This window comes from Mucilaginibacter sp. P4_G9, from assembly GCF_056400985.1.
Genome location: NZ_JBFUKF010000171.1, coordinates 1 through 11,045 on the forward strand (window position 1 = coordinate 1; position 11,045 = coordinate 11,045).

Annotated in this window: 2 protein-coding genes; both read right to left on the minus strand. The window is 43.4% G+C overall.

The window, feature by feature from the left end:
* Positions 1-7,638 (minus strand): LamG-like jellyroll fold domain-containing protein (locus tag AC1DPZ_RS15275; protein ID WP_477404846.1); only part of this gene is annotated, 7,638 nt, incomplete at its 3' end.
* 697 nt (positions 7,639-8,335) lie between these two features.
* Positions 8,336-11,045: hybrid sensor histidine kinase/response regulator (locus AC1DPZ_RS15280; RefSeq protein ID WP_477404848.1), on the minus strand; the 2,710-nt coding region annotated here is incomplete at its 5' end.

The following is an 11,045-nucleotide window of genomic DNA, read 5'->3' on the forward strand; positions in this document are numbered from 1 at the left end:
GGTATTGCTTTGATGGGAATAATCATCCGCCTCGTTCAACAGTCCCCAGTCCTGGTTGGCAAACCTGGATTGTATTTGCCCGGTATTGCTGTTAGCACCAAGGTTACCTGTTGCGGTGAAGCTATATTCCACGTAACCTAAGGCACCATTCCGGGGCTGATCCAACGGAACATATTTCATTTTTACATTACTGTTTCCCAACTGGGCATAATCTATCCAGGTATTAATGCCGGCATAATTTTCTGCAGTGAACCAGTAACGCATGGTTAACTCGCTGTAGGCTACGCCAACGGAATCGGCATTCACTACCTTCACATATGGGCGGGCAATGTTATTGGTCAGTTGCCCGGTATCACCATCCTGGTACTGCACCTGCAGGTTAAGCGGAATAACGGTAAAGGTTTGACTAAGCGTCGTATCTTTATAAGTTCCATTACCCGCCTGGCTGGCAGTAATAACAGTTGTTCCGGTTCCCACAATATGAACCAGCCCGTTTGTTACTGTAGCAACGTTTGTATTACTGCTGCCAAAGCTAACCGGCAGGCCCGATGAAGCGGTTGCGGAAATGCTAAAATCAGCATCGCCTGGTCTTTTGGCAGGCAGGGCGTTGAAAGTAATCGTTTGAGTCAGTTTGTTTACCGTAAGGCTTTGACTTACCGAACTTGCCGGAAGATAGATAGCACTTCCGTTTTGCAGCGCAGTAATGCTCACCGTACCAGCTCCTTTGATGTGGATTTTCCCGTTTACGATGGCTGCAACTGTGGTATCGGAGCTTGCGTAGGATACCAATAGGCCTGAGCTTGCGGTGGCACCTGCATCAAAATCGGTATCATTTACATTTTTCGAGGGAAGTACATTAAACGCGATAGTCTGAACTGCTTTTTGAACCGTGAGTGTTTGATTTATTGAAGTTGCCGCTTTGTAAGCAGTATTTCCGGCCTGGGAAGCGGTAATGACAGCCGTTCCCGCTGATTTAATATGGATATTCCCATTAACAACAGTTGCAATTGTGGTGTCTGAGCTGTTAAAACTCAGGGGCAAACCAGAAGTTACCGAAGCACCGGGAGCAAAGTCTGCGTCAGTTACAGATTTGACAGGTATAGCGGCAAAATTTATAATTTGATCGCCTAACATATCTGAAGCTATTTCTGAGGAAATCAACGCTCTGCCGTATATTTTTAAATTATCGATGGACCCATTGAACATCGGATCGGAGAACTGAGATTTACCCWGGTAGTTAAGCGTGGTATTTCCAAGCACCGACGGTTTAATAGTAATGTTTGTTGATGAAGCAACGGATGCGCCGTTTACATATATCGTAGTGGTGTTTCCTGCCCGTGTTACGGCCAGGTAGGTCCAGGTATTTAATGGGAACGTGTAATTATAGCTAAGACTCTGTTCTGCAGTCGAACCGTTCTTGGTACCATAACGAATAATGGACTTACCACTGGAAACACCGGCCTGAACCGTAAGGAACATATATTGCGTAGCGCCTGACCCAAAATCAAACACACGCATCCAGGTGCTCAGTGCATCCATTCTTACCCATGCAGATATGGTAAAATCATTCAACGTACTCATAATACCCGCCGGAAGCGTTGCATATGAAGTGGCTGTGCCATCCAGTTTAAGAGATGTTCCGTATTGGCCCGCATTCCGGGTTGCAGTGGCTGCTAATGTACCGTGATTGGCTCCCCAGCTGTCGATGGCCCGTGTTCCGCTTGTTTCGTCAAATTTCAGGTAACTAACCTGACCAACATTAGGTAATGCCACTACCTCCGCGCTTGGAGGCATTTCACCTACACTATCAACCGAAGCAACTTCATAGTAATAAGTAGTTCCGTTACTAATATTAGTATCGGTAAACCTGGTAGTGCTCACATTTCCGATAGTGGTATAAGGCCCTCCAGATGTGGTTGAACGCTTAACATTGTACGTCAGGTTCTGAATAGCATCCCATTCCAGGATGTTTTTGGCATCACCTGCTGCAACGATAACATTACTTACTGCAATATTCTGTACGGTTAACGTAATAGTTTGCGTACCTGTACTACTACCATTGCTGGCAGTTAAGGCGATAGGAAAAGTACCGTACACGGTAGGCGTACCGGATATTACACCCGTAGTACTGTTTAAACTTAAACCTGCCGGTAAGCCTGTTGCCGCAAAATTGCTGAGCGGCTTAATGGTAATGGTATAAGTAAATGTTTTGCCAATTAAAGTTGTAGGCTGAGTATTGTTGGTAATGGCAACCGATAATACTTTTGTTTGTGCCGGCGCCGGCCAATAAACGCTATTTCCAGCTTGGGTAGCGGTAATGGTTGAGGTTCCGGTAGAAAGAACGTGAACTTTACCATTCAAAATTTTTGCGACCGTAGTGTCCGAACTGGTATAGGTTACCGGAAGGCCCGAAGAGGCGGTAGCAGCAGGATCAAAATCATCATCGCCCATTAATTTTGAGGCAATAGAATTTAGCGTTATGGTTTGACTTAAATAACCGGCAGCAATTTCAGATGCACTTAAAGCCCTGTTGTAAATCTTAAATTCATCAATTGATCCTTTAAACATAGCATCAGGAAACTGAGATTTACCCAAGTAATTTAGGGTGGTACTGTCAATATCAGCTGGCTTGATCGTAATAGCTGTAGTAGTAGTAACTAAAGAGCCGTTAATATACATACTGAATGTAGTACCCGACTGAGTAATTGCAAAGTGTGTCCAGGTATTAAGCGGAACAGTGTAAGTATAGTTCAGCCCTTGTTCTGAACCTCCATTTTTAATCCCGAAACGTACCTGGCCGGCAATTCCGGTTTGTACGGATAAATACAGGTACTTGGATGTTCCTGTTCCAAAATCAAATACACGCATCCAGTTTGCTAATGCATCCATTTTCACCCATGAGGATATGGTATAATCAGATAAAGGCTTCACTATACCCGTTGGAAGGGTAGCATATGAAGTAGCGGTTGCATCCAGTTTAAGTGCCTGTCCGCTTCTGCCAGTACTACGGCTTGCAGTGGCTGCTAATGTTCCGTGGTTTGCACCCCAGCTATCTATGCTCCGGGTTCCGCTCGCTTCGTCAAATTTCAGGTAAGTAAGTTGCCCGGTATTTGGTGTTGCCACTACCTGGGCACTGATGGGATTTTCGCCTATACTATCCACAGCAGCTACTACATAGTAATACGTGGTTCCATTGCTCACGTTTGTATCGGTGAACTTTGTACCCGAAACCGAACCGATGGTAGTATAAGTTCCCCCCGAGGTAGTTGAACGTTTAACATGGTAGCTAAAGTTTACCACCGGGTTCCACTCAACTATATTCTTAGCATCGCCGGAGGCAACTATAACACCTTGTACCGTAGTGCTTAAAATTGTTAATGATAAGGCAGCTGTATCTGCCCCGGCTTGATTTGAAACGATTAAAGAAACAGCAAAAGCTCCCGGTACAGTTGGAGTTCCGGATATTACGCCGGTAGTAGCATTTAAGCTTAAACCGGCAGGAAGCCCGGTAGCATTAAAGCTGGTTGGCGATTTAATACCTGTAATACTGTAAGAGAATGATCTGCCAATCAACGCGGTATCTGCTAATGCACTGGTAATCGCCACCGGTATGGAACGGTCGTCCAATAGCTGAACATCGTTACCTGTTCCTCCTCTGTAAGTGATACGGAAACTATATCCTCCTGCCGAAATAAGAGACATTTCGGGCAGGTTGTTGAAAATTCCGTTAATAGGCGAAGTTCCACTATTGTTAATAATCGTATATGAAGCTCCTGATGGCAGTGTACCCGCAATAGGAATTAATTCAAGCTTTGGCTTATTTAGCAACGTCACTGTTTTAGCTGTAACACTATCGCCAACACCTGTACCCAAATTCAGTTCGGCCTGGTAGGTAGCGTCAGACTTTAAGGTAAGGCTTGCAACACTTAAAGTGCCCACCTTTAAAAATCCCGGCTCCAATATTGCACCTGCACCAGATCCGGTTCCAAGAGTTGCCGAGGACTGAGTTAGTCCCCAGCCTCCCAGTGAACCTTGTTCTATAATTACAGGACTAACAAAAACCCCACTGGTTGGGTTATTGTTTATCAATAATTTCCCTCCTTTTACGGTGGTAGTTCCGCCATAGGCCTGGTTACCCCACATTTCTAAAACGCCGGTACCTATTTTTTCAACTATCAAACTACTGCCATTAGCGTTAATGGTTCCGCCATAACTGGAATAAGTGTTAAGGGCGCCAATACTGATAACAGGCGCACCGCCCGCATCGGCACGGATATAACCACGACCGTTGAGTGCACCGAAGTTTAGCGTTCCACTTGAAAAACCGATACTTTGACAATCAACGGCATTCGCATCTAATAACCAGTTTGCGTTTGCACTACCTGATTCGGGAACTCCGAAACGTATTCGCTGTTTACCGCTTCTCAACTTTGAGATAAAGGTGCCGGTAAATTGGCTATTGTCGCCCAGGAGATTAAGGCCTGCATAATCATTCCCGTCATGCTGCAGGGTACCGGAGCCTAATAGTTTTCCGTAAAGAGATATTGAATTAACATCTTCATACATAAAACTGGTTCCGGGCAATACTTCTATGTCGTTATACAATTTGAGGTCGGCACCGGCCGTAGCTTGCAGCGCCCCTCCATTCATCTGAATTTTGCCTACACCCAATGGGCCTGCTGTAGGATTGCTTGCAGTTCCGGTTCCCAGGCCCGCTGCCGCTACAGTACCACCACTAATAATTGTGTTTCCTGAATAGGTATTATTACTATTTCCTTTAACGTATAAAACAGCCGCCCCGGATTTCATTAAGGAACCTGTTCCGCTTATACCTCCGTTCAAAACAACGTCGCCTGCGGCGCTATTTACGTTTAACTGATTAGTTAGCAGTAACGGAGTGGCTAAAGTCTGAGGTCTGGATGAGTTGTTAACCAGGTCATTCTTCATTGTCAGGGCATTACCAAAGATGATATTTCCGTTGGCAGCTGCGCCAAATTGAATTCTTGAGGCTACCAAACCAGTAATATCATTAGTTAAAAGGCTATCACTTGCCGCACCAAAAGTTATAATGGCTGGATTTACCGGAACTATATTTTCAACCCAGTTCCCTGCAAGGTTCAATGAATCTGTAATGGCTGTTGGGCTCCATGTAAATGAGTTTGCACCCGGCACTCCAAAAGCTTCCGGCGAATTAGCACTTTCTTTTGTAGCGCCTACAGAAGAAACTACATAGTAATAAGAATTTCCGTTACTTACATTAATATCGGCATAGGTATTAGCTGACACATTGGCTACAGTAACATAAGGGCCTCCGCTTACTGTGCCCCGTTTAACATTATAAGTAGCTGCTCCCGAAGCGCTGCTCCAGCTCAGATCAACTTCATTGTTTTTGTTAACCACAATGGGCTGTGCCGGGGCTGCAGGAGGAACGGCAGCAAAAACTTCATTTGAATTACCGCTTTCTTTATCCCCTGTAAGGGCTGTAACAACATAATAGTTATTCACTTCCGGCACAGGAGATACATCGGTAAAATTAGTACCGGTAATTCCTGCCTGAATTGTTGTGTAAGTTCCCCCGGAAGTTAGCGACCGTTTTACCGAATAACTAGTTGCGTTAGCTGAAGCTACCCAGGTAAGATTAACTTGTGTAGTGTTAACAACCGATGCCGCAGCAGAAGCAGGCGCCGCGGGCGTTTGATTATTTATCGTGTTAAGTATCAGCGTTGCCGTACCTGTTCCGCTGGCATTTGTAGCAGCTATGGCAATTTCGCTTTGTCCTGTTGTGGTTGGCGTACCAGCAATAACGCCGGTTGCCGTATTAATGCTAAGCCCTGCCGGCAAGCCAACGGCACTATAGGATGATGCATTAGCACTGGCAATAATGCTATAACTAAACGATGCGCCAATGGTAGCTGTGGCTGTGGTAGCACTGCTGATTTCCGGAGAACCGGCTGGCGCGGTTTGACTATACGCCACATTACTGAACGTGGCAGTATTTAACGCCGAAGTATTATTGGAGAGGGTATAAAATCMCGCGTACAAATTAGTTGGGAAACCTGTTGCAGAATACCAGCAACCATCATTAGTCCAGTTAACACCATCCTGCGTATGATACACAAATATGCGGGTGCCTACACGTTCAATTTTTAACCACCAGGGTGCTTTGGGTTGCCAATGCCTGCCGGCCCCTCCCGTACCGTTAAGATAAAGATCATAAAAAGCAGAACCAGGCGCCAGCGATTCGCGTAACATGACACCGCAGCCGCCGCTCGTGAGCGACATATTCTCAACTTTTACCACCAGGCCGGCATCGCCGCTAACTTTTTTGAAATTGAAACTGAAGGCCGTACTGGTGGACGTGCCCGCACCTTTAAGTGTCCAGATCCCGTTATTGTACGAAGCGCTGCCTGCCAACCCGGTATTACCGATATCTATATTGGTGAGGTTGCTCACCGCCTGCACATGATCGGCAGGATAATATACAGGGGATAAGCTATGTGCGGTAGAAGTATCCGATGATTTCAGATATAAAAAATCACCACCGGCCGGAGAATAATTAGTGGCCCCGGACTGCATCAATGCGGCCCTCATCCTGTCGGTATTAGTGGTGGCTACCCCCTTACGTACATTATAAGCGCTGTAAATGAGGTTGGTCATATCGCCGGCCCTTGCTCCGGGCTGAATCCCCCAGCTGGTCCAATAACTTGCATATCCCCCAAACGGGATATAAGTCATGGTAGCTCCGTCAAAGGCGTATTTATGATAAAGCTCGCCGATTGCCAATACCCGGTTATCCAGTTCGGCAAACATATCTATCCCCTGCTTGTAGGCAACTTCTGCGCCCCAGGCCAGGGCAGCTGCCTGCACGCGCCAATGGTCGTCGCGGCCTGCATCCCCAACTTCGCCATTGGGCAGTGAATTGCGCATGCCTCCCCCGGCATCCATCCTGTAAACTTCCACCGCCTGATTAAACCGGGTGGCATCATCACAAAAAACAGACGCAGCCAGGGCTATTTTTAACTGAAGAGCGCCTTTGTTCTGGTCGCGTAAGGGACCAGGCACCCAGGAAGTTGGAAATAACACATTAGCAAAATAATTTTTTACATGCTGTGTATTGGCCGCGGTCCAGCCGGGAAAAGTAGAGCGGAGTATTTCGGCACCTATGCCCCAATACTGGGCATAATCGCCAATATCCAGCATAGATTCATTACCACCCCAGGTGGTATTGGTTACCGCCCAGCCATCAAGTATATTAGTAGCTTTTCGGGCATAAGTTGAATCTCCTGTAAACCACCACATAAACGCCAGGTTGTGGATAGCAATCATATCATTCTTCCATTGTCCGTTATTCAAATCGGGAGCACGGGTTACGGTTTGCTGCGGCGCAGCAGGAGAGTAACTTAGTTGGGAATGGTAGTCACTCTTAAATGTATTGTAAGCCGAAAGCCAGGGCTCTTTGGTAATATTGGCTTTGAGCTGGTCCAGGTCGGCCCGGTTAAAGGCCACACCGGGATGTACAAAAGTTTGGGCCTTCACAGGTGAAATACCTGAAAGAATCAGGCCGATACTGGTTAGTAAAAGAAAAACGGATTTTCTTTGCCTTATCCGTTTCAATTGGTCAAGTAAATGTTTCATCATATCGGGGTTTTAACTTAGGTTAGAAACTCATGAAAAGTTTTATATATGACTGATGATGTATTGATCAAATACTCTGTGCTGTAGAGATTTCGGTAAAAAAAGATTATTATTTAATTCCGACAGTTGATCAGTCAACCGGTTTGTAAATCAGGCTGTGCAAATTGAATTTAGACAGCATGGAGATTTGGGTAGTTCTACCAAATGGATAATATGGGTTATGACAAAAAGCGCTCAAGGCTCTTTTCCTGAAAATGTATGCCAATGCGGTTCGATTAAGCACATCGCCCGCCAATGCATATTGAGATATCAAGCAGAAAGGAGATCAGAAAACTGAGTAAAACTATAATAAATGAGTGGCCGAATCCGGCAATGTTAGATATTAACTCCCCCAAAGTGGGTTAACATAGCTTAACACATTTCAAACACAACACGATATTAACACTTAACAATCAGTGAATTACGTTTTTTACATAATTAACACTAAACTGATGTATCGTGCAATTTAGGCGCATTCAAATATTTGTGCCTTTTGTTGGCCAATACAGGTACCGAAGGGACCTGGATCATTTAACCAGGATCAGGCAATAAAAACAAAGGTATCGTTTGATGCTTATATCTTCCTTACGTTATAAGCTATTCCGTTAGCTATTATTAATAACAGCTAATCGTCGTTAACTATTTAGATCCGTTTGCCTTGTTAACTCCCCGGGGCTTTTAAAAAATTACGGCGATATTTTTTAATATACTCTGAAGGGTTTATTCCAAAAACCCTATGAAACTGTTTCCGGAAATATCGGGAATCATTGATACCAACTTCGTACGCAACCTCTTTAACCTGGATATCTGTTTTGATCATCAGTTCGGCTGCTTTTTTAAGCCGGATATACCGGATAAATTCGCTGATAGAGAGGCCTGAGATAGATTTAACCTTTCTAAACACATTCGATCGGCTCATTCTCATTTCCAGGATTAATACTTTTACATTAAAATCTTTATCCTTAAGATGCAGCTCAACAATCTCAGTCGCTTTCTTTAGGAAAGCACTATATTCCTCAGAAACCTTTTCGTTATTACTTTGAAGGGTAACATCATTAATAAAATATTTTTTTAATGAATCGCGTCCCTTTAATATGCTTTTAATCCGGGCTAAAAGTAATTCTCTTTCAAACGGCTTTGTAATATAATCATCTGCACCGCATTCAATACCTTTAAGTTTAATCTCCGGTGATGTCGTTCCGGTAAGCAGAATTACAGGAATGTGGCCAAACTCATCTGATTCTTTAACGTTGGAACAAAATTCTACGCCGCTTATTCCGGGCATAACGATATCAGATACTATAATATCTAATTCTTTGCTTCTGACAATGTTGAAGGCATCTTCGGCGTTCTCTGCTTTAAAAACGTTATAATGATCATGAAGAATTTGTTCAAGAAAATTCCTTATTTCGGTATTATCGTCCACTACAAGGACATTAGGTTTTCGTTCGACAACGTCGCTAAAAACTTGATCCATACTCTTTGAAATGGTTTTTTCGTCTTTAGATGCAGGCTCCGGAAAATCAATATACAGTTCGCCAAATAGATGAGCATCGGAGGATTTTTTTTCGTTTTGAAAATCCGGAGAAATGTTATCCATGTTCTTTGGCAATTGATAAGTAAACACCGTTCCAGCCTCGTCATCACTCGTATAGGTTAAGCTTCCTTTTTGCATTTCCGCAATTTTTTTGGAAACAAATAAGCCAATACCAAAACCACTTTTCCTCGCCGATTCTTTACGGTGATTAAGCCTGAAAAACTTATCAAATAATTGATCTCCAACATGAGGGGGGATGATAGGCCCTGTATTTTTCACTAACACCGAAACGCTATCAACATCATCCCTTAAAACAAAAGATACACTCCCCTTTTCGCCACAATATTTAATCGCATTAGATAAAAGATTAAACAACACTATCTCGATTTTCTCCCTATCGGCAAAAACAGGCAAACTGTTTGTTACATTATCAAAATGATATTTGATGTGTTTTGCCTTTATCTGGTTATTAAAGCATAAAAACACTTCATTGCACAGTTCACTTAAATTTAATATCTCGGGCTTTAGCTCAGATACCTCGTTCTCGGCGCTTTTAAATAACAATAACTGATCTACCAGGCTCAAAAGCCGCCGTGTGTTTCTGTAAACTGCGCCCACATCAACAGAATGAATATTTACGCCATCGCTGTTAAGCAAGTCTTTTATCGGATTGACAATCAGGGTTAAAGGCGTCCTTAGTTCATGAGCAACATTTGTAAAAAATGATATTCGTTTTTCATTTAATTCAGCCTCCTTGGCCGCTTCAAGAGCAGTTAGTTTAACTTTATATTTTAAAAAATCTTTTTGTCTTTGATAACGAATATAAGTGTATACCCCCCCTCCGGCAAGTGTCAGATAGAGGCAGTACATCCACCAGGTTCGATACCACGGAGGTAAAACAGTAATCCTGACCATACGGCTTTGGGGATTCCAAACGCCGGATGCATTGGTAGATTTAATTTCGAGTGTATAACTACCGTCCATTAAACTTGCATAACTGATAGACCGAACTCCGTTTTTGATATAATTCCAGGCCTTGTCTTTTCCTCTTAGAATATAGGCATACTGTATTTTTTCAGGAAACGTATACTCCAAAGCTGCAAATTCCAGCGAAAACAATGATTTCTCGAATGGTAACGAAATACGACTAACTTCCTGAATACCAATAGCATTATCAACATACTCACTCTGTGCTGTTATGGAGGTATTTAAGACGTTAACACCAGTAACAGTTAGGGCCGGGAAATTTTTATCTGCTTTAATGGCAGATGGGTTGAACACATTAAAGCCTTTTATGCCGCCGAATAATAATTCGCCAGAGCTTAATTTCGCCGAAGCATTATAGTAGAACTGATTTGACTGAAGACCATCATCAGCATGATAATTTTCAAAGCTTAACTGCTTCGGACTAAGTTTGGATAAACCATTATTAGTTGCCAGCCAGATATAGCCCTGATTATCTTCCTCTATATTTAAAATACCGTCATTGGGCAAGCCATCTTCTTCGGTATAAACGGAAAATTTGCTATTTCCTGGTGTTAATTTCCATAAACCACTTCCCTGTGATCCAATCCATACATTACCGGTTTTGTCAATTCTAATGGCTCTTACACAACTACCTATGCGATATTGAATAACTGCTCCGGATTTCTTGTTAAGCTTTAAAATGCTATTTACTGTACCAAGCCAAAAGTTACCCGAGTGGTCTTCTGCAATGGAAAATATATCCTTGTAAACAGCATACGGAACACTTTTAAACTGCTTGCTTGCTGCATCAAACTTATACAATCCTTTTGTTACATTACGTGCAGAAGGGCCTCTGAGGCAACTTACC